We start from the raw sequence: 23,914 nt of genomic DNA on the forward strand, positions 1-23,914 counted from the left end.
GGCCTGACCCCTTAGCCGCCGAGGCCCAGGGCCAGCAGGTCGCGGCTGCCGGTGATCGCCTGCACCGCCAGCAGCAGCGCCACCAGGAACGCCAGCGCCACGTGCAGGCGGCGCATCCGCGGCGAGGACTGGATCTCGGGCTTGGCCGCCATGGAAAACAGCAGCAGGCCGCTCAGCAGCAGGCCGCTCCAGCCGTGGGAGCGCCAGAAGTCGGTGTGGAAGGGGTTGTCGCTGAGGCGGGGAATCTCCGGCTGCGTGCCCAGGCTGAGCAGGGCGGCCCAGGCCAGCAGGCCGAAGACCGCCCGCAGGGCCGGGTGCTTCACCCGCCAGAGCAGCAGGCAGCTGGCCAGGGCCGCCGCCGCCACCAGGGCCAGCTGCAGCAGCCGCAGCGGACCGCCCGTCAGCCCCCGCAGGGGATCGAGCCAGGCCGCCGCGAAGCACCAGACCAGGGCGATCAGCACCGCCACCACCACCCCGGTGGTGACCGAGCGGCCGTGGTCGGCGTGCTCCACCGGCACTAGGGCCGGCTGCTGGGTGATGCCGAGGCGCTGCTCCCGCACCAGGATCCCCAGCCGGATCGTGGCGCCCACCACCGGATACACGAACAGGATCACCACCACCGGGTGCAGCAGGGCGGCCCAGGCAAGGGGACTCAGGGCGGGGAGGGTCATGGCAGCACCTTCGGCCAGCACTGCCGGATCAACAACAGGGAAAAGTAAGGCTGCTCGTCGGCCGGCACCGCCGCCGCCGGGGCCAGCAGCTGGTCGGGCCAGCCCACCCGCTGGCCGAACAGGGCGGCGTCGAGCAGGCCGGCGGCCTCCAGGAGGGGGCGCACCCAGCTCCAGCGATGGCCGAGCTTGAGCAGGGCCAGCACGGTGTCCTCCCGGCCGGCCTGGGCCAGCAGGGCCTCGAACACTTCGGGGGTCTCGGGGGTGGGGCGGATCAGCAGGGCGTCCTGCTGCAGGGCCAGGGGCCAACGGCCCGCCGCCGCCGTTGCCGCCACTGCCGTGATCCCGGGGATCACCCGCACGGGACAGCCCGGATGGCGCTCCAGCAGGGCCAGCAGGGCATAGGAGGCACTGGCGTAGAGCGACGCATCGCCCTCGCAGAGCAGCACCACCACCTCCCCGGCCGCCGCCGCGGAGGCCAGGGCGTCGGCGGCGGCGTGCCAGGCCGCCCGGCGGGGATCCGCCTCGCTCACCATCGGGAACACCAGGGGCAGGCGCCGCTGGTCGGGGCGGATCCAGGGGGCGGCGATCCGCGCCGCCATGCCCTCGGCCTCGGGCCGCGCCACCGGGTAGGCCACCAGCGTGGCGGCCGCGATCGCCCGCACCGCCGCCACGGTGAGCAGCTCCGGATCGCCGGGGCCCACGCCCACCAGCACCACGCCGGGCTGGGCGGCGGCGGGCTGTAGCGGCGGCAACGGGGTGGTCTCCAGGGGCGGTCACGCCAGGGGCCCCCTTTCTAGGCTGGAGCCCCCTCGGCACCGATGCCTTGAGCCATCTGGCGATCTACCCGGCCGGCGGCGGCGCGGCGCTCCCCAGCCTGAGCAGCAACGACCCGGCGGCCATCGCGGCGCTCCTGGCCGAGCGGGGCATCGGCTTCGAGCGCTGGCAGACCCCTGCCACGCTGAGCGCCACCGCCGAGCCGGCCGAGATCCTGGCGGCCTACGCCGACGCCATCGCCCGGGTCCAGGCCAGCGGCACCTACCCGACGGTGGATGCGATCCGCATGACCCCCGACCATCCCGATCGGGAGGCCTTCCGCCAGAAGTTCCTCTCCGAGCACACCCACTCCGAAGACGAGGTGCGCTTCTTCGTGGAGGGCCGCGGCCTGTTCTGCCTGCACATCGGCGACGAGGTGCTGCAGGTGCTCTGTGAGGCGGGCGACTTCCTGCGGGTTCCCGCCGGCACCCAGCACTGGTTCGACATGGGCAGCGCACCGCAGTTCACGGCGATCCGCTTCTTCGACAACCCCGCCGGCTGGGTGGCCCAGTTCACCGGCGATCCGATTGCGGAGCGCTTCCCGCTCCTGGACTGATCCCATCGGGGCCAGGCGCCGCAGCGCACAGCCCACGGATGATCGGTTGGCGCGGGGTCTCCACGCCGGGGGCTCAGCCTGCCCCCTGAGCTCCCGCGCCCTGGGTGGCCAGCTGCGGCTGATAGAAGAATCCACCGCCTGCAGCCTCCTGCCGCACCACCGAACAACGGGTCGCCACCCGCCACAGGGCCCGATGAATCGGGGTGGGATCGTAGCGCACCAGATCGGGGAACCGCTGCTTGAGCAGCGCGGTGGCCTCCCAGGCGTTGTAGTGCGGAATCGCGGGGTTGATGTGATGGCACACATGGGTGGAGCCGATGCCGTGGTGGAGCAGGTTCAGCAGCGGGCCATAGGGGCGATCCACCGTCTGCAGGGCCCCCTTGGCCCAGGTCCACTCCGCGGAGGAGAAATGGGGGATGTCGGTGTCCGTGTGCTGCAGCCAGGTGTAGCCCACCAGCCAGGCGTTGATCACCAGGTAGGGAAGGCCATACACGCAGAGCACCCGGGCCAGGGAGAACTGCAGAGCAGCCAGTCCGAGGGCCAGCAGCATCGCCAGCACGCCCAGATTCGAGATCAGCATCGGGCGCCGAAACGACTCCGGGAACAGCACCCGTCGGCCGTTGCGGAAGGGCGCCGCGTTCCAGAAGTGGGACGTGGGTGCGCCGTAGTCCTCACCGCCGGCCACCCCGAACAGCAGGTACAGCGGCCAACCCACCAGCAGATGGGTGATCAGAGCCAGGGTTCCGAACAACTGCGGCCCGAGCCGCCGGCTGAGGCCCGCCACGATCCGGCCCCCGGGAGCATCGGCACGGGGGGGCACATGGGTCTCGCCGCCTTCGAGGTGGTTGCAGTTGGCGTGGTGCACCGCGTGGCTGCGCTGCCAGGTGAAGTAGGGCACCAGCAGCAGGCTGTGCAGCACGAAGCCCACCACCGCCTCCACGCGGCGGTTGGGATGGAAGGCGTGGTGGCCACATTCATGGGCCAGGACCCAGCAGCCCCCTGCCACCGTGCCCGTGACCACGGCGTAGAGCAGCCAGAGGGGGGCGGCGCTGAGCTGCAGGGGAATCTGGGTGCCGAGGCCGTAGGCCAGCAGCGACAGGCCGAGCGACATCGCCAGGCTGCCCCAGGCCCGCACGGGGCTGATGCGAAGCAGCTCAGGGGGAAGGCAGGCCAGCAGCTGGGCCTTGCTGGGATAGGCCGTTGACGGAGGGGACGGGTTCGGCGGCAGGCCCAGGAGCGCAGGGCCAGAGTCTTGATGCAGCGACCGGGAAGACAGGGAGACGGGTCGGGTCAATGCAGCTGCCGCATGGGGAGAGAACGCTTCGTAAAACGAAACAATCCAGGCGACCTTAACGAACGGTCGCCGGGCCCGGGCACGAGGCACCACCAACGCCACTCAGGGATGGTGAACCACCCCTCTGGAGATCAGCGCAGCTCCTCAGCGCACCGCTCAGGAGTGCCCGAGCCAGCGAGGTCCACGCCCACGGAGTGCATCCGCACCTCCTCCGGGCGGGCCAGAACGCCGCTCAAGGCCTCCACCTCCACCGCTGCCAGCTCCTGCAGCCGCGCCACCGTGACCTCCCGCCCGTAGCGCTCTTCGCACAGCAGCCAATAGAGGCCGAAGTGACGGGCTTCGCTGGCCAGCAGCTCGCCGTAGAGCGCGCGCAGCTCGGCGTCGGGGCTGTGGGCCGCCAGCAGGGCCATGCGCTCGTGGCTGCGGGCCTCGATCAGGCCGGCCACCAGGAAGGAATCCAGCATCCGCTCGGGCTCTCCGCGGCGCACCGCCGCCGTGAGGCTGGCCCCATAGGCCGGGGCGGGCAGTGGCCTGAGGGCAAGGCCGCGCCGCTGCAGCAGCTGCAGCACCTGCTCGAAATGCTCCAGCTCCTCCCGTGCCAGGGGGCTGAGCGCCGCGCCCAACCCTTCATCGGAGGGGTAGCGGAACATCAGTTGCAGGGCCACGCCGGCCGCCTTGCGCTCGCAGTGGGCGTGGTCGATCAGCACCAGCTCGGGGTGGGCGATGGCCTGCTCCAGCCAGGCCGCACTGCTGGCGGCGGCCAGCCACTTCACCCGGGCGGTGGGACTGGCGGGGGCCGCCTGCAGGGAAGCGGCGCTCATCGGGCAGCCCGGGCGCGCAGCTGGGCCACCAGTCCCTCCAGGGCCAGGCGATAGCTGGTGGGGCCGAAGCCGGCGATCACGCCCAGGGCCTGATCGGCCAGATAGGAGTGGTGACGGAAGGGCTCACGGGCGTGGGTGTTGCTCAGGTGCAGCTCCACAAAGGGAATCGCCACCCCCAGCAGGGCATCCCGCAGGGCGATCGAGGTGTGGGTGTAGGCGCCGGCGTTGATCAGGATCCCGTCGGCCTGGCCCCGGGCGGCGTGGATACGGTCCACCAGGGCCCCCTCGTGGTTGCTCTGGAAGCAGCTGAGCTCCACCCCCAGGTCCGCGGCCTGGCCCTGCAGGGCCGCCTCGATGTCGGCGAGGGTGCTGGCGCCGTAGAGCCCGGGCTCGCGGGTCCCCAGCAGGTTGAGGTTGGGGCCGTTGAGCAGCAGCACGCGCATGGGGAAGCGCCGGCCAGCCGGGCACCACTGGAACCATCGTAGGCAGGGCACCCGGCCGCCCCGGCCCTGACACCCCAGGGGAGGGCGGCACCGCCGGCTGGTAAATTCTTGGGGTGTGGTTCGGGTCGGTGCCCGAGTGGTTAATGGGAGCGGACTGTAAATCCGCTGGCTCTGCCTACGTTGGTTCAAATCCAACCCGGCCCACCTTCCACATGCCCTTGTAGCTCAGCGGTAGAGCACTCCCTTGGTAAGGGAGAGGTCACGAGTTCAAGTCTCGTCAAGGGCTTTCAATCAGAAGCAACAGCTCCATAAATCTGCGTCGCATCCTGGTCGCCATTTCGGGCTAACTATCCGGATTGGGCACGACCCCTCCCCTGCATCTTGTGTCACGCCTAGGAGAGGCGGCTGCCACTAGACGCCGGGATCCACGAGACTCAGAGACGCCGACGGGGACCGTGCCCGTGACAGCGCTGCGCTGCCTGATCGTCGAAGACCAGCTGATGGTTCTGCAGCTGCTCTGTTCGATGCTGCAGGCCATTCCTGGCCTCAGCATTGCCGCCACGGCCACCAGCCAGGCGGAAGCCCTGGCGCTATGCCAGAGCGAGCCCATCGATCTGCTCATCCTCGATCTCTGCCTGCCCGATGGGGATGGCCTGGTTGTGGCCGCAACCCTGGCCGTGTGCAACCCGAGCGCCAAGGTGGTGGTGCTCTCGGGCCAGGCCGCCAGCTTCATCTGTCCCAGCCGGCTCCAGCCGCTGATCTGTGGGGTTGTGGACAAGACCGCGGCCTTCAGTCAGCTGCAGGCAGTGCTGCAGGACCTGCTGGGCCAGCCCCGCCCGACCCTGACACCCCGCCAGAGACAGGTCTACGGCCTGATCGGCCAGGGCCTCACCAACAAGGAGATCGCCGGTGCCACCGGCCTGGCGTTGGCCACAGTGGAAACCCACCGCAAGGCCATTGCCCAGAAACTGGGCATCAGTGGCGCCGAACTGATCCGCCAGGCCGCCCTGCTGGGCAACGTCGACATGGGTGCCGGATCATGACGCCACAACAGCCGGCCAGGTCGTGGTGGCCCCAGAGCCTGAGCAGCCGCCTCGCCCTGGTGAGCGCCCTGCAACTGCTGCTGGTGGCCGGCAGCCTCAGCGCCCTCAGCTTTGCCCTGGGGCGCCGCAGCGGGCTTCAGCTCAGCGAGGCCTACCGACAGAACGCCTCGGTGGTGGAGCTCTCCACCCGCCTCTCCCGCAAGCTCAACTACCCCCTCTGGATCAACGCGCTCAATCTGCTGGAACTGCAGCAGGACCATGCCGATGGGCTCAACCTGCCGCGGCTCACCCAGACCTTCTGGCGCCAGATGCAGGTGTTCCCGGTCGACTACATCAACGTCGGCACCGCCAATGGAGAGTTCCTGGGTCTGGAGCGCACGGCCAGCGGCGCCCTGCGGCTCAACGAGGACTCCTCCCGCAGCGGGCGCGGGGCCATGAGCGTCTATGCGATGGGGCCCCAGGGCGAACGCGGCCAACGGCTGGAACGGATCCCGGCCATGGAGCCCTTCCACATGGAGGCCTGGTACGTGGACACAGTTCGGGCTGGTAAGCCCAGCTGGAGCTCCATCTACGCCTGGGAAGACCAGCCGGAGGTCTTCTCGATCTCCTACAACGCGCCGGTTCTGGGCCCTGGCCGCCAACTCAAGGGGGTGGTGGGTGTTGACGTGGTGCTCAGCCACCTGAGCAGTTGGCTGGAGAGCGTGTGGCGGCAGCGGCAGGGTCTGGCCCTGATCGTGGAGCCCAGCGGCCTGCTGGTGGCCAGCTCACGGCCCAGCGACACCCTCATCCACTCGGGGGGCAGCACCCGCCGATCCAGCCTCCTCGACCTCAAGGATCCGCTCGCGCAGGCCCTGGCAGACCGCTATGCCGAACGGGGGCCTGACGGCCGGAGCCAGATCCGCGCCAACGCCCTGCAGCCGCAGGCCCGGCCGCAGCGCATCAGCCTTGGCCATCGCCAGTACACGGTCGCCGCTACCCCCTGGGGCAGTGAGGAGGGCCTCCAGTGGGTGCTGCTCACGGCCCTGGCCGCCGATCCCAGCACCACCAGCACCGAGCGCGCCGCCCTGGTGGCCCTGCTGTTCTCGGCGGCAGCCCTGGGCCTGGCGGTGCTGCTCACCAACCGCCAGATCCGCGGCCTGCTGCAGCCGCTGCGCCAGCTGGAGGGGGCGTCTGCGCGGCTGAGCGACAGCCTGGGCAGCGGCAGTCGCGACGATCTGGCCTTTGTGAGCGGCGTCTCCCGCAGCGCAGGGGAGGAGGTGGTGTCGCTCGATGGCGCCATGACCCAGCTGGTGGAGCAGTTCAACGCCCTCACCACCGAACGGCGGCGGCTGATGGAGCGCGAGCGCTACCGGGATGCCCAGACCCTGGCCCTGCTGAAGGACAAGCTCAGCAGCAGCCTGCAGGCCGCCGCGGTGGCCCACGAGATCAACCAACCCCTCAGCGTCGTGCTGCTGAACAGCCAGCTGCTGCTCCAGCAGAGCACCCAGAGCCCGGAGGGCACGGGGCTGCCGCAGGCCTGGCGCCAACAGCTGGAGAACATCAGCAGCGAGGCCCAGCGGGTGGTGCTCACCATCGAAAAGATGCGCACGCTGCTGCGGAACGTGCAGACAGAGCATCGGCCCATCGACCTGCGCGAGGTGGCCCTGAGCGCCGTGCTCTACGCCCGCTCCGCCACAGGGGCCGCTCGCCTGGGCCTCGACAGCAGCAACCTTGAGAGGCCGTCGCCCAGCCCCGCCTGGATTGAGGGGGATGGGGCCCAGATCCAGATCGCCATCGTGAACCTGCTGCGCAATGCCTGCGAGGCCCTGGTGGAGGCCGACGTTCAGGATCCCTGGATCGGCATCAGCCTGAGCCGGCACGGCGCGCACTGGGTACTGGCCGTGGCCGACAACGGACCGGGCTTCCGGGGCGATGAAACCGACGCCGCACCGCTGCACACCACCAAGGCCGAGGGCAGCGGCCTGGGGCTGTTCGTGGTGCGTACCACCATGCAAAACCACCACGGATGCATGGATCTGGGCCGGAGCGAGCAGGGAGGAGCCCTGGTGGAGCTGCGCTTCACCGCCCGCTGATCTACCCACTGGTGGGGATTGGAATCGCCCCACCTGGCCATGCAGATTTCACATATTCCTTGCCCCCCGGGCACGCCATGCCCGACATCCTTCTGGATGGCCTGCCGGTGATCGATCTGCTGGAGATCACCCCCAACACCACCGCGGTGGCGCAGTGGACCCAGCGGGATCAGAGCTCGGTGTCGCGCATCTACCGGCAGGTGAGCAACCGCCTGGGCCTCCATTTCGGCAAGCAACGCGACGGCCTCTACCGCGCCGGGGCGAACCAGGCCCTGCTCGACGGACTGAGGCAGTCGTCGCAGTGGTTGCGGCTCCATCAGCAGCCCAGCGAGCTGCGCTGGGTGGGTCACCCTGGCAATGGCCCCCTGCAGCGCGGGGAGCCTCCGGTGCTGCCGCCCGCCCTTGAGCGCCACTGGGTGGGGGGGCAGCGCACCGCGGCGCTGCTGGAGCAGCGGGTGCTGGATCTGGCCGTTGTGGAGGCGGCGGAGCGACCACCCGCCGGCGGCCCACTGACGGCTGTGCCCCTGGTGCGCTACCGGCTGCTGCTGGCCGCCGATCCGCATCACCCGCTGCAGGGCATGGGCCCCCTCAGCGCTGAACAGCTGTTGGCCTACCCGCTGGTTCAGGATCCTGAGACCCCAGGCCCCCGCCCCAACCCGCTGTTCTGCCTCTCACCCCTGCGGCTGCAAGCCCTGCAACGGGTGCGCCCCCTGGAGCCCCTGCCCTGGACCAGCCAGCGGAGCGGCAGTGATGTGATCCTGGTGCGGACGGAGCTGCTCTCCTGCGCCGCCATCGATCAGCTGATCCAGGCCATCCGGGCGGGCTATCGCCGCCACTTCGAAGCCCTCCCTGGCCTGGACTGGAGCGGCTGAACTCTTCCCAGCCCCCACCCCATGCTCACCCCCCCCATCACCAGCCTGCGCCAGCCGGTGAGTGACGGCCGCACACGCCCCCTCGCCTGGCGGCTGGAGCAACTGCAGCGACTGGAACAGGCCGTGCAGGAGCGAGCCGATGCGGTGCTGCAGGCCCTCGCCACCGACCTGGGCAAGCCGCCGGTGGAGGCCTACTTCGAGCTGGTGGCGGTGCAGCAGGAGCTGCGGCTCACCCGCCGCCAGCTGCGGCGCTGGATGGCCCCCCGGCGGGTGGGGGTGCCCCTGAGCCAGCGGCCGGGCCGGGCGGAGGTGATCAGCGAACCGCTGGGCTGCGTGCTGATCATCGGCCCCTGGAACTACCCCTTCCACCTCACGATCCAGCCGCTGGTGAGCGCGCTGGCTGCCGGCAACACGGCGGTGCTGAAGCCCTCCGAGCACGCTCCGGCCACCGCGGCGCTGATCGCCGAGCTGATCACCGCGGCCTTCCCGCCCCACACCGTGCAGGTGGTGCAAGGGGATGGCCAGGTGGCCGCCGAGCTGCTGGAACAGCGCTTCGACCACATCTTCTTCACCGGCGGCGAGCGCGTGGGCCGGCTGGTGCTGGCCGCCGCGGCCGACCACCTCACGCCGGTCACCCTGGAACTGGGGGGCAAGAGTCCGGCGGTGGTGCTGGCCGATGCCGATCTGGCCGTCACCGCCCGGCGGCTGGTGTGGGGCAAGGCCCTCAATGCCGGCCAGACCTGCATCGCCCCGGACTACCTGCTGGTGCAGGAGAGCGTCCGGGAGCAGCTGCTGCGGCTCATGGGGGAGCGCATCGAGGCCTGCTTCGGCAGCGATCCCCTGGCGTCCCCCGACCTGGCCTCGATCGTGAACGCTGCCCAGTTCCAGCGGCTGTCGGGGCTGCTGGAGGGGGCGCGCCAGCGGGGGCAGATTCTCTGGGGCGGCCAGAGCGATGCCGAGCGCCGACGCATCGCCCCCACCCTGATCCAGGTGGAGAGCCCCGACGATCCGCTGATGCAGGAGGAGCTGTTCGGTCCGCTGCTGCCGGTGCTGAGCGTGGCCCACCTGGATCAGGCCATCGCCCTGATTAACCAGCGCCCCAAACCCCTGGCGCTGTACCTGTTCTCCCAGCAGGGTCTGGCCCAGGAGCAGCTCCTGGAGCGCACCAGTTCCGGGGGCGTCTGCATCAACGACGTGATCATGCATGTGGGGGTGCCCGAGCTGCCCTTCGGCGGCGTGGGGGCCAGCGGCATGGGCGCGTACCACGGCAAGGCCGGCTTCGACACCTTCTCCCACCAGCGCAGCGTGCTGCGGCGACCGTTCTGGCTGGATCTGCCCCTGCGCTACGCCCCCTATGGCGATCGCCTGCCGCTGCTGCGTCGGCTGCTGGGCTGAGCCCTTCCAACCAGGATCAAGCCGCATTGGAGCGGCGGCCTGGAACATTTCCGTGCCTTATCGGCACTGGCGCCGGGCTGGGATCTCCTTAAGGTTCTCCCAGCCGATCGTCCGCCCCATGGGTTGCACCCTCCGCCCGCTTGGCGCCGCCCTGGCCCTGGCCCTGGCCCTGCTGCTGCCCCTGCCGTCCCTGGCGGGCGAGGTGGTGGTGAAGCCGGGCGAAACCCTCTCTGAGATCGCCGAGCGCTACGGCGTGTCGGTGCAGCGGCTGCTGCAGCTCAATGGCCTCAAGGACCCGAAGGACCTCTGGGCCGGCAGCCGCATCCAGGTGCCCGGCGCCCCGGGCGGCAGCACCGCCAGCGGCAGCCGGGGAGCGGGCAACTACACCGTGAAGCCCGGCGAGACCCTCTCCGAAATCGCGGAGCGCTACAACGTGTCGGTGGAGCGCCTGCTCCAGGTCAATGGCCTCAAGGACGGCAAGGACCTCTGGGCCGGCAGCCGCATCACCGTGCCGGGCGCCGGGGCGCGTACCGCAGCGACCGGCAGCCGTACCGCCAGTGCCAAGCCCGCCGTCAACCGAGCGGCCAAGGAGCACAAGGTGCAGCCCGGCGACACCCTCTCCGGCATCGCCGACCTCTACGGCATTCCCCAGGAGCGGCTGGTGGCCCTCAACGGCCTGAGCAAGCCGGATCAGCTGGTGGCAGGCACCAGCCTCCGGCTGCGGGGCACCACGGGCACCGCCACGGCCACCGCCAAGCCCGCTGCCAAGCCGAGCAGCACGGCGCGGAGGGCCACCGCCGTGGCGGCGGCTCCAGCGGCCAAACCTGCCGCCAAGCCAGTCGCTCCCAGGCCCAGCACCACGACCGCGACCGCCAGCGCCAAACCGGTCAGCAGCCAGCCGGTGACCCAGCCCGTGGTGGTGGCCGCCAGAGCCCCGCAGACCACCACCAGCACCAAACCCAGCGCCGCGCCCGCCAAGCCGGACTGGCGCACCTACGGCCCCCTGCAGGTGGACTGGGCCAACTGGCAGACCATGGGCGGCAGCTTCGTGACGCCCAGCCTCAACAGCGAGGGGCAGCCCCTCTACCTGGCCGTGAACTGCAGCGCCCGCCGCATCAATGCCACCGGCCAGTCCGGGGCCTGGCGCAGCTGGGATGCGCCCCAGAGCGAGTTCGAGACCCAGCTGCTCAACGACCTCTGCCGCAGCCGGGGCAGCTGAGGGGCCTCAGGCTCAGGCTGCCAACCGCAGCGGCCAGGGCTGGCGCAGAAAGCGACGGCCGGCAGGTCTGAGCCAGAGCCGCTGGCTGCCGTCGTCGCTCTCACTCAGCAGCTCCTCCTGCACCAGCCGCCGGGCCAGCCAGCGCCAGCGGTCCCCTTCGCCCCCCGGCTCCACCCCCGGCTCTGAAGGGCCTGCCGCCAGCTCGTCGGCCAGGCTGCGCAGGTCCACGCCGCTGCGCTGCTCCAGCAGCCCCAGCACCTGGGCCGCCTGCTCCGACCAGTCCTGCAGGGCCGGCCGGCTGGTGCAGCGATCACAGCGGCCACAGGGGGGCACCAGCTCCCCCACCGCCAGCAGCAGGGCCTGCTCGCGGCAGCCGGGGCCCTCCGCCACGCCCTCCATGCGGCGCAGCTGCTGCTGGGCCAGCTCCAGCCGCAGCGGATCGGCGGCCGCGGCCTCCCCGGCCTGCTGCCCGCCCAGGCGAATCGCCCAGCCCAGGCTGGTGCGGTCCTCCGGATCGAACAGCACGAGGCAGTCGGCCGGCAGCCCGTCGCGCCCGGCCCGGCCCGACTCCTGCAGGTAGCCCTCGGCGCTGGCGGGCAGATCCAGGTGCAGCACCAGGCCCACATCCGGCCGGTCCACCCCCATGCCGAAGGCCACGGTGGCCACAAGCACCGGGGCGGGATGCTCCTGGAAGTGGGCCAGGGCCAGGGAGCGGCTCTCCGGATCCATGCCGGCGTGATACGCGATCGCGGCGATGCCCGCCTCGGACAGCCGCCGGGCCCAGGCCTCCACCGAGCGGCGGGTGCGGGCATAGATCAGCACGGCACCACGGGCCCGCTCCAGGGCCGCCAGCACCTCCGGCAGGGGGTCCTGGGGGCGCCGGCGCATGGCGTAGGAGAGGTTGTCGCGGCGGGCGGAGCGCACCTGGATCAGGGGCCGGCGCAGCTCCAGCAGGCGGATCAGGTCGGCCCGCACCCGCGGCGCCGCGGTGGCGCTGAGGGCCACCAGGGGCACCCCGGGGCAGAGGCGCCGCAGCTCCCCCAGGCGCCGGTAGTCGGGGCGGAAGTCGTGGCCCCAGGCGCTGATGCAATGGGCCTCATCCACCGCCACCGCCACGAGTTGGCCCTGGTCCTGGATCTCCTCCAGCAGCCGGCGGGTGGCCTCCAGCTGAAGCCGCTCCGGCGCGATGTAGAGCAGCCGCAGCCGGTTCTGCCGCACGCGCTCCAGCAGCTGGCGGCGGCTGGCCGGATCCAGGCCCCGGTGCAGGCTGGCGGCCGGGATGCCGCGGCGCTGCAGGTGCAGCACCTGGTCCTGCATCAGGGCCACCAGGGGCGAGATCACCAGCACCAGCCCCTGGCGCACCAGGGCCGGCAGCTGATAGCAGAGCGACTTTCCACCACCGGTGGGCAGAACCGCCAGGCAGTCACGGCCCTGGAGCATCGCCTCCACCACCGGCCGCTGGCCGGGCCGGAAGCTCGACCAGCCGAAGTGGGCCTGCAGGGCCTCCTCCAGCGGGTCAGGCGGGGCGGCGGCGGTCTGGTTCCCTGCGCGCGCCACCCATCCGCCGACGGTCGTCGGGGCGACCTTAACCGGCGTGGGCCGTGACGGGAATCGGCGGGGCCTCGAGCTGGTCGGGCGCCTCCTCCACGATCTGCAGCCGCACCCGCTTGCCCCCGGCCAGCTCCCCCAGGGAGACCCGCATCGTGTTGCCGCTGAGGGTCTGCAGCAGGGTGAGCAGCTCCCGCAGGTGGGGGGTGCTGCTGCCGCTCTCGACCCAGAGGCGCTCCTGCAGGCCGTTGAGCCGCCGCCAGCTGGTGTGCAGCCGCAGCACCGCGCTCTCCAGGGCCTGGGCCTGGCCCACCGCATCGGCCAGCAGCCCGAGGGCGTCGAGGCGCAGGGCCTCCTGCATCGCCTTCTCCAGATCCAGGTTGCCCTGCTGGAAGGCCCGCACCGCCAGGCCCGCCTCGGCGGCCTTGCTCAGCCAGCGGGCGGTGCTGGTCACGTCCTTGACCCGCTCCAGCTCGGGCTCATCGCGCAGCACCTGGCGCAGGTCCTCCTGCTGCTCCTCGGGCAGCTTGGCCAGTTCCTTCACCAGGGGCGCCACGGCCCGGGGGGGCAGCAGGTTGGCGGCGGTGCGCTGGCGGATCTCCTCGGGCAGCAGGGGGCTGGTGGCAGCCGTGAACTCATCACTCAGCTGGCGCACCTGCTTGCGGGTGATCTGCACGCCGTCGTTGGCGGCCTCGCTGATCATCAGCTGCACTTCGGGGTCGGCCTGGGCCGTGTCCATGAAGGCCCGCTTGGAGAAATTGTTGACGCTGGCCTGCTCCAGGGGGCCCTCCCCCACCAGCTCGTCGGCGGCCTCGGCGAGCTGGATCAGGGCGTAGGCGCGGGTCTTGCTGATCTCCTGCTCCCGCAGCCACTGCAGAAAGCCCGTGCCGCGGCCCTCGCCGCCGCGCCGCTCCCGATCCCGCACCGCCTTGAGGATGCGGCCGCGCCAGATCTCGGTCTGCAGGTCGAAGCGGTCACACACGGCCCAGGCCTCCTCGATCCGGGCCAGGAACTCCATGGAGCTGATGCTGTCGCTCTCCGGATCGGGCAGCTCAAGGCTGAAGGTCGGGGCCTCGACCATGGGCTGGCGGCAGGGAGCTCGATCGTGCCACGCAGGCGCCCTGGCGGGGCGAGATCGCCTGGGGCACCGGCCTCCACGGGGTGCTGGAGCGGCGTCCGGTCCCGGCAACGACGTTTCGTGACGGCCCGTCTACAGCCCCCACACAACCCAGGTACATTCACTCTGACAGCCACACCTCTTCAGCGCAGCGATGGCCATCTCCCGCGGCGACAAGGTGCGCATCAAGCGTCCCGAGTCGTACTGGTTCAACGAAGTCGGCACCGTCGCGTCCGTCGACACCTCCGGCATCCGCTACCCGGTGGTGGTGCGCTTCGAGAAGGTGAACTACAACGGCTACAGCGGTTCCGAAGGCGGCATCAACACCAACAACTTCGCCGAAGCCGAGCTCGAGAAGGCCTGAGCGCCATCAGGCCCACCGGCTTCAGCCTCGTCACTGAGCCCAGTGGCTCCGGCCGCTGGGGATCTGACTCAACGCCTCAGGCCTGCGCAGGCAGCACAGAGCGCTTCCGCACTCACAACGGCCGAGCCAAGTCTCCACATCCCCGCCCGGCCTGTCAGCAGGCCGGGTTTTTTCGTGCTTTCCCCAAGCTGCCGGCCGCCGCCACCCCTGGATCTCTCCTGACGCACGCGCCCACCGGCCCACCAGGGCGTCCCACCCAGGAGCCGCCAGGGGCCATGGCAATCTGAGCCGGCCAGCGGCCCAGCCCCCGTGCCCGAACTGCCCGAAGTGGAGACCGTGCGCCGCGGCCTCGAGCGCCAGGTCACGGGGTTCCCCATCGCGCGGGTGGAGGTGCTGCGGGCCCGGGCCATCGCCGCCCCGCCGGATCCCACCGGCTTCCGCGCCGCCCTTGAGGGCTGCACCGTGCAGACCTGGCGGCGCCGCGGCAAATATCTGATGGCCACGCTTCAGCGCGACGGCGAGGACGCCGGCCACTGGGGCGTGCACCTGCGCATGACCGGGCAGTTCCTCTGGCTGAACGATGGGGGGGAGCCCTGCCGCCACACGCGGGTGCGCTTCTGGAACCCGGAGGGCCAGGAACTGCGCTTCGTGGACACCCGCAGCTTCGGCGAGATGTGGTGGGTGCCGCCGGGCCAGCCGCTGGAGACCGTGATCACAGGCCTGAAGCGCCTGGGGCCGGAGCCCTTCGCCACCAGCTTCAGTGCGGCCTACCTCCAGGCGAAGCTGGCCGGCTCCAGCCGGCCGATCAAGAGCGCCCTGCTCGATCAGGCCCTGGTGGCCGGAGTTGGCAACATCTACGCCGACGAATCGCTGTTCCTCAGCGGCATCGCCCCCCAGACCCCCAGCGGCCGGCTGAACCGCCAGCAGCTGGAGCGACTGCACCGGGCTCTGGTGGAGGTGCTCACCATCAGCATCGGCGTGGGCGGCACCACCTTCAGCGACTTCCGCGACCTCACCGGCACCAACGGCAACTACGGCAACGCGGCCTGGGTCTACCGCCGGGGGGGTGAACCCTGCCGCCAGTGCGGCACCCCGATCCGCCGCGACAAGCTGGGCGGCCGCAGCAGCCACTGGTGTCCCAGCTGCCAGGCCTGACGGCTGCAGGCCGTGGCGTGATTCGATGGTTTCAACCGCGCATTCCGCCGTGAACCAGGCCCTGGCTCCGGCCCTCACCCAGGCCATGGCCGCCATCCATCGCCGCGGCTGGTGCGATGGCACCGGCGGCAACTTCAGCTGCGTGGTCCAGCGCGATCCCCTGCAGTTGCTGATGGCTCCCAGCGGCGTCGACAAGGGAAGCGTCCAACCCGGCGAGCTGATCCTGGTGAACGGGGAGGGCCAGGTGATCGAGGGGGCCGGCAAGGCCAGCGCCGAAACGGCCCTGCACCTGGAGATCGTGGCGCAATGCGACGCGGGTGCGGTGCTGCACACCCATTCCCAGGCCGGCACCCTGCTCTCCGGCTGGGCCTGCACGCCCAGGTCCCCGGGCGACACCGACAGCTCCGCCCAGCTGGACCTGCGCGATCTGGAGATGCTGAAGGGACTGCGCGGCGTCCACACCCATGCCACCCAGGTGGCGATCCCGGTGCTGCCCAACGACCAGGACCTGCAGCGCCTCTCCGCCGCCGCCCGCCCCCTGTTGCCGGCGGCGCCCCATGGGCTGCTGATCGCCGGCCACGGCCTCTATGCCTGGGGTCAGGACCTGCCGGAGGCGGTGCGCCACCTGGAGATCCTGGAATTCCTGCTGGAGCAGCGCTGGCGCCAGCTGCTGCTGGAGTGCCTGACGGCGGCCGCCCGAGGGGCCCTGCCATCTGGCGCTTGATCGGGGCCGGGCTGGCTGCAGCCCCGAGGCCTTGGACCAGGCCATCCGCACCCTCAGGCCCCTGCGGAGCCCCTCGGGCCAGAGCCCCAGAGCCACCTCGGCAGCGAACGCCCACTCGAACCAAAGGCCCAGAAGAGCCATCAGACCATCGCGCTCATCACCTGCCCAGGCGCACTGTCATCTCCCCATTCCCCCGTCTCCCATGGCCGCTGTGATCACCCACCTGCTGCTGGACATCGAGGGCACCACCTGCCCGGTGAGCTTCGTGGCCGAGGTGCTATTTCCCTACGCCCGCCAACGGTTGGGCCGCTATCTGGACGAGCACGGATCCGATCCAGCCATCCAGGCCCTGATCCAGGACGTGGACTCAGCCTGGGCGGCTGATAACGAGCGCGAGGCCGTGGAGCTACACCAGCGGCTGCGGGCCGACCAGGCCCCCCTCGAGGCCCGTGCTGCGGTGCCCTACCTGGAATGGCTGATCGATCACGACATCAAACTGACGGCCCTCAAGGACTTGCAGGGCAGGATCTGGCAGAGCGGCTATGCGAGCGGTGATCTGATCGCGCCCCTCTATGCCGATGTGCCCGACGCCCTCAGCCGTTGGCACCGCCAGGGCATGGTGTTGGCGGTGTACTCCTCGGGTTCCGTTCCGGCCCAGCAACTGCTGTATGGCCACAGCCAGGCCGGAGACCTGCGCGCGCTGTTTCAGCACTGGTTCGACACCCGCAGTGGCCTGAAACAGCAGCCGGAGAGCTACCGCAGCATCGCGGCAGCGATGGGAGCGAGCCCCGAGCAGGTGCTGTTCGTGAGCGACTCCCTGGCCGAGCTGGAAGCCGCCGACACGGCGGGGATGGCCGTGCTGTTCAGCGATCGGGACGGCAACCCGGCACGCGATCCAGGCCGATTTGAGAGAATCACCACCTACAGCCACCTGAGCCTGGACGATGGACTGCTCCGCACGTGATCGCGACATCCTGGCGGTGAACCAGGCCATGCTCCAAAGCGTGGTGCGCGGTGACTGGAACACCTATGCCAGCTTCTGCTCCGACGACCTCAGCTGCTTCGAAGCGGAGACCAACGGCGTTCTCGCGGAGGGCCTGCCCTTCCACCGCTACTACTTCGAGTTGCCGGGGGACGCCGAGAGCGCCCCTGCACCTGTCAACGTCAGCATGGCCCGTCCCCACCTGCGCTGGCTGGCGGAGGACGCCGTGGTCGTCAGCTACACGCGTCTGACCCAGAGACTGGCCAACGGAGACCCGATCACCGCCAGCTGCACGGAAACCCGGATCTGGCAACAGCAGCAGGGTCGCTGGAAGCAGGTGCACGTGCACCGCTCCTGAGGCGGACGATTCGCTCGCCCTGGGCTCTGGGGCTGCAAAGCTCTGCAGCTCCGGAGTCCCGGCAATCCGGCACGGAGGCTCCAGCGCCGACCACAAGCCACAAAAAAGCCACCCCGCAGGGTGGCTCTTTCGTCATCTACTCAGACTGGCCAGCAACGCTGACAAGACTGAACTGAGGATCCAACCGAACGCCTCACCTCAAGGAAGGTGGTCAGGTTGGGGGAGGAACAAGTTTTTACCTGGCATCGAGCTATTTTCGCGGGGGGCTACCCCCCAACTATTGTCGCCGCTGCTGCGTTTCACAACCGAGTTCGAGATGGATCGGAGTGGTTCCACAGCGCCATGGACACCAGGATAGACAGTCACTCCTTATCGGAGTAACCGTCAGCTTGTTCCCAGGTGAACCCTGAGAACTGCATAGGTACTAACGCCTGCAGACTGACGAGGCAGCTGCCGGTGCCCGTCTGGAAGACAAGGCCTCTTGCTTCTTGTCGCTTCAAGAGCGTTGATGTGGTCAAGCCCTCGGTCTATTAGTACTCCTCCGCTTCACACATTACTGCGCTTCCACGTAGAGCCTATCAACGGGTGTTCTGCCCGTGACCTTACTGGCTAACGCCATGGGAATACTCATCTTGAGGTGGGCTTCCCACTTAGATGCTTTCAGCGGTTATCCACTCCGCACATGGCTACCCAGCGTTTACCGTTGGCACGATAACTGGTACACCAGAGGTGCGTTCCTCCCGGTCCTCTCGTACTAGGGAGAAATCCTCTCAATATTCCTGCGCATGCACCGGATATGGACCGAACTGTCTCACGACGTTCTGAACCCAGCTCGCGTACCGCTTTAATGGGCGAACAGCCCAACCCTTGGGACCGACTTCAGCCCCAGGTTGCGATGAGCCGACATCGAGGTGCCAAACCTCCCCGTCGATGTGAACTCTTGGGGGAGATCAGCCTGTTATCCCTAGAGTAACTTTTATCCGTTGAGCGACGGCCCTTCCACTCAGAACCGTCGGATCACTAAAGCCGGGTTTCCCCCCTGTTCGACTTGTAGGTCTCACAGTCAAGCCTGCTTCTGCTTTTGCACTCGTCGGCTGATTTCCAACCAGCCTGAGCAGACCTTTGCGCGCCTCCGTTACCTTTTAGGAGGCGACCGCCCCAGTCAAACTGCCCACCAGATACTGTCCGGTCCCCGGATAACGGGTGACCGTTAGAATCCTAGCTCTGAAAGAGTGGTATCTCACCGTTGGCTCACCATCACCCGCAAGCAATGGATCAAAGCCTCCCACCTATCCTGCGCATTCAGAGCCCGGACACAATACCAAGCTACAGTAAAGCTTCATAGGGTCTTTCTGTCCAGGTGCACGTAGTCCGCATCTTCACAGACAATTCTATTTCGCCGAGCCTCTCTCCGAGACAGCGCCCAGATCGTTACGCCTTTCGTGCGGGTCGGAACTTACCCGACAAGGAATTTCGCTACCTTAGGACCGTTATAGTTACGGCCGCCGTTCACCGGGGCTTCAGTCGCTAGCTTCGCTTTCGCTGACCAACTTCCTTAACCTTCCGGCACTGGGCAGGCGTCAGCCCCCATACATCGTCTTGCGACTTAGCGGAGACCTGTGTTTTTGGTAAACAGTCGCCTGGGCCTATTCACTGCGACCACCTTGCGGTGGCACCCCTTCTCCCGAAGTTACGGGGTCATTTTGCCGAGTTCCTTAGAGAGAGTTACCTCGCGCCCCTCGGTATTCTCTACCACCCCACCTGTGTCGGTTTCGGGTACAGGCAATCATGCCTTAACGGGTATAGGGCTTTTCTTGGAAGCTTGACGTCACCAACTTCGCTGCCGTAGCAGCTCGCACTCACGCCTCAGCTCAAACCGTTTTCGCCGGTTCTCAACGCCTCGAACGCTTGGACCAGTAACCAACATCTGGCTTGGCTAGCCTTCTCCGTCCCCCTTCCCAAAACATGATCGGTACAGGAATGTTGACCTGTTGTCCATCGACTACGCCTTTCGGCCTCGCCTTAGGTCCTGACTAACCCTCCGCGGACGAGCCTGCCGGAGGAACCCTTAGGGTTTCGGGGCATGGGATTCTCACCCATGTTTTCGCTACTCAAGCCGACATTCTCACTTCCATGCAGTCCACGCCCGCTTACGCTAACGCTTCACCCCACATGGAACGCTCCCCTACCATTAAACAAGTTTAATCCGCAGCTTCGGTACAATGCTTAGCCCCGTTCATTTTCGGCGCAGGATCGCTCGACCAGTGAGCTATTACGCACTCCTTTGAGGATGGCTGCTTCTAGGCAAACCTCCTGGTTGTCTGGGCAATCCCACCTCCTTTATCACTCAGCATTGATTTGGGGACCTTAGCTGGCGGTCTGGGCTGTTTCCCTTTCGACCATGGAGCTTATCCCCCACAGTCTGACTGCCTAGTTACACACAGGGTATTCAGAGTTTGTCTCGATTTGGTACCGCTCTCGCAGCCCGCACCGAAACAGTGGCTTTACCCCCCTGCTGGAGCACTAGACGCTACGCCTCAACGTATTTCGGGGAGAACCAGCTAGCTCCGGGTTCGATTGGCATTTCACCCCTAACCACAGCTCATCCGCTGATTTTTCAACATCAGTCGGTTCGGACCTCCACTTGGTATCACCCAAGCTTCATCCTGGCCATGGTTAGATCACCCGGGTTCGGGTCTATAAACACTGACGATCGCCCTATTCAGACTCGCTTTCGCTATGGCTCCACCATTCCCGGTTTAACCTGCCAGTGCCTATAAGTCGCCGGCTCATTCTTCAACAGGCACGCGGTCACCCGATCAGTCGGGCTCCCACTGCTTGTAAGCTCACGGTTTCATGTTCTATTTCACTCCCCTCCCGGGGTTCTTTTCACCTTTCCCTCGCGGTACTGTTGCGCTATCGGTCACACAGGAGTACTTAGCCTTACGAGGTGGTCCTCGCAGATTCACACGGAATTTCACGTGCTCCGTGCTACTCGGGATACAGCTAGGCCAGTTTCGCTTTCGGATACGGGGCTTTCACCCGCTATGGCGCGCCATTCAAACGCTTCTCCTAACGTCCCTGGTCCACGTTGCTGTCCCACAACCCCGATGGTCGAAACCATCGGTTTAGGCTCTTCCCCGTTCGCTCGCCGCTACTCAGGGAGTCGTTTTTACTTTCCTTTCCTCCAGCTACTAAGATGTTTCAGTTCGCTGGGTTGGCTCGAGCTACCCTATGGATTCAGGTAGCCGTTCTAGGGGTTGCCCCATTCGGAAATTCCCGGATCAAAGCGTGTTTCCAGCTCCCCGAGACTTATCGCAGGTAACCACGTCCTTCATCGCCTCTGTGTGCCAAGGTATCCACCGTGAGCCCTTTGTAGCTTGACCAATTATCCTCCCAGTGCTTCAGGCTGTTGAGGCCTATTCTCTCAGGATTCTCAGCCTTGCCCTTGCCTCAGCTCCTTGCAGAGCCTCAGCAGAACAACGCCGGAATTCCCAGATCAGACTCCCCTCCTTGGAACACCTAAGGCGTCCAGCTTGGGAAGAACACTGGAAGGTCTCGGCTCTTGAAACAGAAATCCCAACACCTTGATTCCATGATCGATTGCTCGACTTGAATCCAAGATGTGGGCATCTGCAAGATGCTTTATCTTTCCAGACTTACCTATGCAGTTGTCAAGGTTCTGCTGAACAGCAGCTGATGCAGGCACGACTGAGACGTTTCCGCCCAGGCAGCGCCTGGATCAGGCTTGAGTCCAGCGTCCTTTCAACCATTAGTTTTGGCACTGCACCCTTTGGGCAATGACATCCACTTGGCATGAAAAGAAGCTGAAGTCTTCGCTCCAACCCTTTCTCCGATCTCGATCACACACCACAGTTCACGGAATCCAACTCCGCATCCTTGGGGAAACGCGCTTCAGTTAAGGTAGATGGAGGTTAGCGGACTCGAACCGCTGACATCCTGCTTGCAAAGCAGGCGCTCTACCAACTGAGCTAAACCCCCAAACACGAATGGGCCATCCTGGACTTGAACCAGGGACCTCACCCTTATCAGGGGTGCGCTCTAACCACCTGAGCTAATGGCCCAGGAGTTGCTTCCTCATTAGGTTCAATCTCTCAATACCAATCAAGTTCATCAGTCAATTCACTCACACGTCGTGAGACGTGATGAATTCCTTGGCCGATGGCGTTGACTGCCGTTGACAGGTTGACACCCTGTGGGGTGACCTAGACAAAGTTTAGGAACTGAAAAGACTCATCGACACAGATCGTCTTACCCTGACAGGTCTCCCTGGCAGGTCAGTCGTCTTGCCGTTCATCCATTGAGGTACCGATCGACCTAGAGATGACAGGATCATGGCCTGAGAATAAAGTACTCAGACATCACGATCGGGTATTGTCTCCCTGTTAGGAGGTGATCCAGCCGCACCTTCCGGTACGGCTACCTTGTTACGACTTCACCCCAGTCATCAGCCCCACCTTCGGCATCCTCCTCCCTTACGGGTTGGAGTAACGACTTCGGGCGTGGCCAACTTCCATGGTGTGACGGGCGGTGTGTACAAGGCCCGGGAACGTATTCACCGCAGTATGCTGACCTGCGATTACTAGCGATTCCTCCTTCACGTAGGCGAGTTGCAGCCTACGATCTGAACTGAGCCACGGTTTATGGGATTTGCTAGCTCTCGCGAGTTTGCTGCCCTTTGTCCGTAGCATTGTAGTACGTGTGTAGCCCAGGATGTAAGGGGCATGATGACTTGACGTCATCCACACCTTCCTCCGGTTTATCACCGGCGGTCTCTCTAGAGTGCCCAACTGAATGCTGGCAACTAAAGACGTGGGTTGCGCTCGTTGCGGGACTTAACCCAACATCTCACGACACGAGCTGACGACAGCCATGCACCACCTGTCACTGCGCTCCCGAAGGCACTCCCTCGTTTCCAAGGGATTCGCAGGATGTCAAACCCTGGTAAGGTTCTTCGCGTTGCATCGAATTAAACCACATACTCCACCGCTTGTGCGGGCCCCCGTCAATTCCTTTGAGTTTCACACTTGCGTGCGTACTCCCCAGGCGGAACACTTAACGCGTTGGCTACGACACCGAGGGGGTCGATTCCCCCGACACCTAGTGTTCATCGTTTACGGCCAGGACTACAGGGGTATCTAATCCCTTTCGCTCCCCTGGCTTTCGTCCATGAGCGTCAGTTATGGCCCAGCAGAGCGCCTTCGCCACTGGTGTTCTTCCCGATATCTACGCATTTCACCGCTACACCGGGAATTCCCTCTGCCCCTACCACACTCTAGCCTTGTAGTTTCCATCGCCGAAATGGAGTTAAGCTCCACGCTTTAACGACAGACTTTCAAGGCCGCCTGCGGACGCTTTACGCCCAATAATTCCGGATAACGCTTGCCACTCCCGTATTACCGCGGCTGCTGGCACGGAATTAGCCGTGGCTTATTCATCAAGTACCGTCAGATCTTCTTCCTTGATAAAAGAGGTTTACAGCCCAGAGGCCTTCATCCCTCACGCGGCGTTGCTCCGTCAGGCTTTCGCCCATTGCGGAAAATTCCCCACTGCTGCCTCCCGTAGGAGTCTGGGCCGTGTCTCAGTCCCAGTGTGGCTGATCATCCTCTCAGACCAGCTACTGATCGAAGCCTTGGTGCGCCATTACCACACCAACTAGCTAATCAGACGCGGGCTCATCCTCAGGCGAAATTCATTTCACCTCTCGGCATATGGGGTATTAGCGGTCGTTTCCAACCGTTATCCCCCTCCTGAGGGCAGATTCCCACGCGTTACTCACCCGTCCGCCACTAACCCGAAGGTTCGTTCGACTTGCATGTGTTAAGCACGCCGCCAGCGTTCATCCTGAGCCAGGATCAAACTCTCCGTTGTAGTTCAAATCCTCTTGATTACCTCATCAACCAACGATTAACGCGATTAAGCAATCAACCACAAGCCAACTCAAGCAGTAACCTCAATTTGAATTGCTCGTCACCCATCAGCACCCACTGGCGTAGGCCTGGCAGTTGGAGCCACTTCCTCTGACAGAAGCGTTCAAAGAGTGCACTAAAATCTCGTTCGCTTTCGCAACCAATCTCTCGTGACTTTCCAGGATCTCAGATCCGGTCGCAGGTCTCTCCTATCGGCACACCATTGATCGCGCCTCGTGAGGGGCACAACCAAAACACCAACAGAAGATCCCGCTAAAATTTTTGACGGGACCTCACACCTTCACTGCATACTTCTGCCATCTGAACCCTGACCCCTTAAAGTCACCCTCCCTTTCGGAACAGCAAACTCAGGCTTCAGAACCCACATGACGCAGTGAAAGCGTCAGTTCCTAAACTTTTCGGTTGTCCAGGTGCTCCTTCCGCCCTCTCGGGCTTCCGGTTTCAGCGGCCTCGCGACCGCCTCTTGAACTTACAACACCGGTGGCTCGCGCCTCCTTCGTCGTAAGTCACCTCAGA

Annotated in this window: 18 protein-coding genes, 4 tRNA genes and 3 rRNA genes; 13 read left to right on the forward strand and 12 right to left on the reverse strand. The window is 66.4% G+C overall.

Annotated features, from left to right (window positions below):
- Positions 1-11 precede the first annotated feature (11 nt).
- Positions 12-671: a DUF4079 family protein gene (locus tag ACLV7J_RS04275; protein WP_411867868.1), complete on the reverse strand. Its 660-nt coding sequence runs from the start codon at positions 669-671 to the stop codon at positions 12-14.
- Positions 668-1,378, reverse strand: coding sequence for a precorrin-2 C(20)-methyltransferase (cobI, locus tag ACLV7J_RS04280; RefSeq protein ID WP_411867909.1), 711 nt, complete (start codon positions 1,376-1,378; stop codon positions 668-670). Before cobI ends, ACLV7J_RS04275 begins: the two co-directional genes overlap by 4 nt.
- 116 nt (positions 1,379-1,494) lie before the next feature.
- On the opposite strand from cobI, the gene ACLV7J_RS04285 reads away from it, so the two are divergent.
- Positions 1,495-2,040, forward strand: coding sequence for a 1,2-dihydroxy-3-keto-5-methylthiopentene dioxygenase (locus tag ACLV7J_RS04285; protein WP_411867869.1), 546 nt, complete (start codon positions 1,495-1,497; stop codon positions 2,038-2,040).
- A gap of 73 nt (positions 2,041-2,113) precedes the next feature.
- Here ACLV7J_RS04285 and ACLV7J_RS04290 read toward each other — a convergent pair whose 3' ends face one another.
- The 3 genes from ACLV7J_RS04290 to aroQ form a co-directional block, all read right to left on the reverse strand.
- Positions 2,114-3,151 (reverse strand): fatty acid desaturase, encoded by a 1,038-nt coding sequence (locus ACLV7J_RS04290; RefSeq protein WP_411867870.1) that lies wholly within the window; start codon positions 3,149-3,151, stop codon positions 2,114-2,116.
- Positions 3,152-3,465: 314 nt separating this feature from the next.
- Positions 3,466-4,155: a tRNA-(ms[2]io[6]A)-hydroxylase gene (locus ACLV7J_RS04295; protein WP_411867871.1), complete on the reverse strand. Its 690-nt coding sequence runs from the start codon at positions 4,153-4,155 to the stop codon at positions 3,466-3,468.
- Entirely contained in the window at positions 4,152-4,598 is a 447-nt protein-coding gene (gene aroQ / locus ACLV7J_RS04300; protein ID WP_411867872.1) for a type II 3-dehydroquinate dehydratase, read from the reverse strand. The genes ACLV7J_RS04295 and aroQ overlap by 4 nt, the downstream gene beginning before the upstream one ends.
- Before the next feature lie 122 nt (positions 4,599-4,720).
- On the opposite strand from aroQ, the gene ACLV7J_RS04305 reads away from it, so the two are divergent.
- The 7 genes from ACLV7J_RS04305 to ACLV7J_RS04335 all read left to right on the forward strand — a co-directional run bounded on the left by ACLV7J_RS04305 (position 4,721) and on the right by ACLV7J_RS04335 (position 11,199).
- Positions 4,721-4,802: transfer RNA gene (locus ACLV7J_RS04305), tRNA-Tyr, on the forward strand.
- A gap of 10 nt (positions 4,803-4,812) precedes the next feature.
- Positions 4,813-4,884 (forward strand) — tRNA-Thr (locus ACLV7J_RS04310).
- Positions 4,885-5,059: 175 nt separating this feature from the next.
- Positions 5,060-5,641, forward strand: coding sequence for a response regulator transcription factor (locus ACLV7J_RS04315; RefSeq protein ID WP_411867873.1), 582 nt, complete (start codon positions 5,060-5,062; stop codon positions 5,639-5,641).
- Entirely contained in the window at positions 5,638-7,713 is a 2,076-nt protein-coding gene (locus tag ACLV7J_RS04320; RefSeq protein WP_411867874.1) for an ATP-binding protein, read from the forward strand. The genes ACLV7J_RS04315 and ACLV7J_RS04320 overlap by 4 nt, the downstream gene beginning before the upstream one ends.
- A gap of 77 nt (positions 7,714-7,790) precedes the next feature.
- Positions 7,791-8,585, forward strand: coding sequence for a LysR substrate-binding domain-containing protein (locus ACLV7J_RS04325; protein WP_411867875.1), 795 nt, complete (start codon positions 7,791-7,793; stop codon positions 8,583-8,585).
- Positions 8,586-8,606: 21 nt separating this feature from the next.
- Positions 8,607-9,980, forward strand: coding sequence for an aldehyde dehydrogenase family protein (locus ACLV7J_RS04330; protein ID WP_411867876.1), 1,374 nt, complete (start codon positions 8,607-8,609; stop codon positions 9,978-9,980).
- Between the two features lie 118 nt (positions 9,981-10,098).
- Entirely contained in the window at positions 10,099-11,199 is a 1,101-nt protein-coding gene (locus ACLV7J_RS04335) for a LysM peptidoglycan-binding domain-containing protein (protein WP_411867877.1), read from the forward strand.
- 12 nt (positions 11,200-11,211) lie between these two features.
- Here the strand turns inward: ACLV7J_RS04335 and ACLV7J_RS04340 are convergent, their stop codons facing one another.
- Both ACLV7J_RS04340 and ACLV7J_RS04345 read right to left on the reverse strand, forming a co-directional pair.
- Entirely contained in the window at positions 11,212-12,756 is a 1,545-nt protein-coding gene (locus ACLV7J_RS04340) for a RecQ family ATP-dependent DNA helicase (protein WP_411867878.1), read from the reverse strand.
- Between the two features lie 28 nt (positions 12,757-12,784).
- The gene (locus ACLV7J_RS04345) at positions 12,785-13,828 is read right to left on the reverse strand and encodes a hypothetical protein (RefSeq protein WP_411867879.1); all 1,044 of its coding nucleotides are present in this window, start codon (positions 13,826-13,828) and stop codon (positions 12,785-12,787) included.
- 190 nt (positions 13,829-14,018) lie between these two features.
- On the opposite strand from ACLV7J_RS04345, the gene ACLV7J_RS04350 reads away from it, so the two are divergent.
- The 5 genes from ACLV7J_RS04350 (at position 14,019) to ACLV7J_RS04370 (ending at position 17,447) form a co-directional block, all read left to right on the forward strand.
- Positions 14,019-14,228: a photosystem I reaction center subunit IV gene (locus tag ACLV7J_RS04350; protein WP_087067987.1), complete on the forward strand. Its 210-nt coding sequence runs from the start codon at positions 14,019-14,021 to the stop codon at positions 14,226-14,228.
- Positions 14,229-14,537: 309 nt separating this feature from the next.
- Complete coding sequence (locus ACLV7J_RS04355) at positions 14,538-15,383, forward strand: DNA-formamidopyrimidine glycosylase (RefSeq protein WP_411867880.1); 846 nt, start codon at positions 14,538-14,540, stop codon at positions 15,381-15,383.
- Positions 15,384-15,408: 25 nt separating this feature from the next.
- Complete coding sequence (gene mtnB, locus ACLV7J_RS04360; protein ID WP_411867881.1) at positions 15,409-16,107, forward strand: methylthioribulose 1-phosphate dehydratase; 699 nt, start codon at positions 15,409-15,411, stop codon at positions 16,105-16,107.
- Between the two features lie 202 nt (positions 16,108-16,309).
- Positions 16,310-17,071, forward strand: coding sequence for an acireductone synthase (gene mtnC, locus ACLV7J_RS04365; RefSeq protein WP_411867882.1), 762 nt, complete (start codon positions 16,310-16,312; stop codon positions 17,069-17,071).
- Positions 17,052-17,447: a DUF4440 domain-containing protein gene (locus ACLV7J_RS04370; RefSeq protein ID WP_411867883.1), complete on the forward strand. Its 396-nt coding sequence runs from the start codon at positions 17,052-17,054 to the stop codon at positions 17,445-17,447. Before mtnC ends, ACLV7J_RS04370 begins: the two co-directional genes overlap by 20 nt.
- A 237-nt stretch (positions 17,448-17,684) precedes the next feature.
- On the opposite strand, the gene rrf is transcribed toward ACLV7J_RS04370, so the two are convergent.
- From rrf to ACLV7J_RS04395, 5 genes are all read right to left on the reverse strand, one after another.
- Positions 17,685-17,801 (reverse strand): 5S ribosomal RNA (gene rrf, locus ACLV7J_RS04375).
- Between the two features lie 156 nt (positions 17,802-17,957).
- Positions 17,958-20,833: ribosomal RNA gene (locus ACLV7J_RS04380) — 23S ribosomal RNA — on the reverse strand.
- A 543-nt stretch (positions 20,834-21,376) separates the two neighbouring features.
- Positions 21,377-21,449: transfer RNA gene (locus ACLV7J_RS04385), tRNA-Ala, on the reverse strand.
- A gap of 9 nt (positions 21,450-21,458) precedes the next feature.
- Positions 21,459-21,532 (reverse strand) — tRNA-Ile (locus tag ACLV7J_RS04390).
- Positions 21,533-21,853: 321 nt separating this feature from the next.
- Positions 21,854-23,339: ribosomal RNA gene (locus ACLV7J_RS04395) — 16S ribosomal RNA — on the reverse strand.
- Together the 16S, 23S and 5S rRNA genes with 2 tRNA genes alongside form the textbook arrangement of a ribosomal RNA operon.
- Between the last annotated feature and the right edge of the window lie 575 nt (positions 23,340-23,914).

The sequence above is a fragment of the Vulcanococcus limneticus LL genome (assembly GCF_943369875.1).
Classification (GTDB): Bacteria; Cyanobacteriota; Cyanobacteriia; order PCC-6307; family Cyanobiaceae; genus Vulcanococcus; species Vulcanococcus limneticus_A.

Excerpts from the sequence above, each read along its gene's own strand:
- ACLV7J_RS04320 (WP_411867874.1), top strand. The coding sequence starts at position 5,638 with ATGACGCCACAACAGCCGGCCAGGTCGTGGTGGCCCCAGAGCCTGAGC.
- ACLV7J_RS04350 (WP_087067987.1), top strand. The coding sequence starts at position 14,019 with ATGGCCATCTCCCGCGGCGACAAGGTGCGCATCAAGCGTCCCGAGTCG.
- ACLV7J_RS04290 (WP_411867870.1), bottom strand. The coding sequence starts at position 3,151 with ATGTCGCTCGGCCTGTCGCTGCTGGCCTACGGCCTCGGCACCCAGATT.
- ACLV7J_RS04330 (WP_411867876.1), top strand. The coding sequence starts at position 8,607 with ATGCTCACCCCCCCCATCACCAGCCTGCGCCAGCCGGTGAGTGACGGC.
- ACLV7J_RS04295 (WP_411867871.1), bottom strand. The coding sequence starts at position 4,155 with ATGAGCGCCGCTTCCCTGCAGGCGGCCCCCGCCAGTCCCACCGCCCGG.
- mtnC (WP_411867882.1), top strand. The coding sequence starts at position 16,310 with ATGGCCGCTGTGATCACCCACCTGCTGCTGGACATCGAGGGCACCACC.
- ACLV7J_RS04345 (WP_411867879.1), bottom strand. The coding sequence starts at position 13,828 with ATGGTCGAGGCCCCGACCTTCAGCCTTGAGCTGCCCGATCCGGAGAGC.
- aroQ (WP_411867872.1), bottom strand. The coding sequence starts at position 4,598 with ATGCGCGTGCTGCTGCTCAACGGCCCCAACCTCAACCTGCTGGGGACC.
- ACLV7J_RS04370 (WP_411867883.1), top strand. The coding sequence starts at position 17,052 with ATGGACTGCTCCGCACGTGATCGCGACATCCTGGCGGTGAACCAGGCC.
- ACLV7J_RS04325 (WP_411867875.1), top strand. The coding sequence starts at position 7,791 with ATGCCCGACATCCTTCTGGATGGCCTGCCGGTGATCGATCTGCTGGAG.
- ACLV7J_RS04275 (WP_411867868.1), bottom strand. The coding sequence starts at position 671 with ATGACCCTCCCCGCCCTGAGTCCCCTTGCCTGGGCCGCCCTGCTGCAC.
- mtnB (WP_411867881.1), top strand. The coding sequence starts at position 15,409 with ATGGTTTCAACCGCGCATTCCGCCGTGAACCAGGCCCTGGCTCCGGCC.
- ACLV7J_RS04335 (WP_411867877.1), top strand. The coding sequence starts at position 10,099 with ATGGGTTGCACCCTCCGCCCGCTTGGCGCCGCCCTGGCCCTGGCCCTG.